Genomic DNA, 1,181 nt, shown 5'->3' with positions numbered 1-1,181 from the left:
CCCCGAAGTATTTAAGCAGTTTGGACGCGGTGTTGAGCGAGAAACTTTGCGCTATCGTCAGGATGGACACCTAGCAACAACACCTCATCCAGAGGGGTTGGGCTCAGCGTTCACAAACAAATGGATCACCACCGACTTTTCTGAATCGTTGCTGGAGTTCATCACTCCGGTTTCTCATGACATTCCAGAATTGATGGCGCAACTGAAAGACATTCACCATTTCACTCAAACCAAAATGGGCGAAGAAAAGATGTGGCCGCTTTCTATGCCATGTTATGTCGGCAGTGAAGATGATATTCAGCTTGCTCAGTACGGTTCATCGAACTCGGCGAAAATGAAAACATTGTACCGTGAGGGGCTAAAACGCCGTTACGGTAGCTTGATGCAGATTATTTCTGGTGTTCACTTCAACTTTTCATTCCCTGAGTCATTTTGGGATGCGCTTTATGGTGAGCAGGATGAGCAAGCTCGCCAAGACACTAAATCAGCCGCTTACTGTGCTTTGATTCGTAACTATTACGGTTTTGGTTGGATGATGCCTTACTTCTTTGGTGCATCGCCAGCGTTATGTGGTTCGTTCATTCAAGGCCGTGAGACTAAACTTCCGTTTGAAAGCATCGGTGGGACACTGTATCTCCCTAAAGCGACGTCTCTTCGCTTGAGTGATCTTGGTTATACCAACAGTGCTCAAAGCGTATTGAAAATTGGTTTCAACAGTATTGATCAATATCTTGAAGGTTTAGGTGATGCGATTCGTCGACCATCTGAAGAATTCGCAAAAATTGGAGTAAAAGTGGATGGTGAGTACCGTCAGCTCAATACCAACATTCTCCAGATTGAAAATGAATTGTACGCACCAATTCGTCCGAAACGCGTAGCGAAAAGTGGTGAGAAGCCATCAGATGCATTGAGTCGCGCGGGCGTGGAATACATTGAAGTGCGCTCATTAGATGTGAACCCATTCAGTGCCGTTGGTGTTAGCGAAGAGCAAGTTCGTTTCTTAGATCTTTTCCTAACGTGGGCGGCGTTGTCAGATTCTGACCCAATGGATAACTGTGAACTAGAATGCTGGCGTGACAACTGGAACAAAGTGATCATCTCTGGTCGTGAAAAAGGTTTGATGCTGCAAATCGGTTGCCAAGGTGAACGCTTATCTTTGCAAGATTGGGCGAAGCGAGTAT

The 1,181-nt window shown here is 45.8% G+C and carries 1 protein-coding gene; it reads left to right on the top strand.

The window, feature by feature from the left end; all coding sequences use genetic code 11:
- On the top strand, window positions 1-1,181 hold a 1,181-nt coding region (gene gshA / locus R7035_RS25590), incomplete at both ends, for a glutamate--cysteine ligase (protein ID WP_318146364.1).

The sequence above is a fragment of the Vibrio sp. 1731 genome, assembly GCF_033339955.1.
Taxonomy (GTDB): Bacteria; Pseudomonadota; Gammaproteobacteria; order Enterobacterales; family Vibrionaceae; genus Vibrio; species Vibrio alginolyticus.
Note: the sequence above shows the minus strand (reverse complement) of the source record. Positions and strands in the feature narration are given on the sequence as shown.